The sequence below is a fragment of the Marinitenerispora sediminis genome (assembly GCF_003336425.1).
Lineage (GTDB): Bacteria > Actinomycetota > Actinomycetes > Streptosporangiales > Streptosporangiaceae > Marinitenerispora > Marinitenerispora sediminis.
The window spans coordinates 1-252 of sequence record NZ_QEIO01000426.1 but is presented as its reverse complement, the minus strand read 5'-3'; the positions used below and the strand labels follow the sequence as shown (position 1 = coordinate 252).

Sequence of the window (252 nt, the reverse complement as noted above, 5' to 3'; positions counted from 1 at the left end):
CCTGCCCGGCCCCACCTCAGCCGGTCCGCACCACCATCTTCCCGACATTGCCACCGCGCAGCATCGAGATGAACGCCTCCGGGGCGTTCTCCAGGCCGTCGACGACCGTCTCCCGGAACACGATCCGCCCATCGGCCACCAACGGCGCCACCTCGCTGTGGAACTCCCCCGCCAAGTGCGCGTCATCGGTCACGATGAACCCGCGCAGCGCGAGCCGCTTGGTGACGACGAGACCGAGGTTGCGCGGACCCG

Annotated in this window: 1 pseudogene; it reads right to left on the bottom strand. The window is 69.8% G+C overall.

The window, feature by feature from the left end:
- Window positions 1-16: 16 nt before the first annotated feature.
- Window positions 17-252: pseudogene (locus DEF28_RS27100) on the bottom strand (NADP-dependent oxidoreductase); the annotation flags it as partial.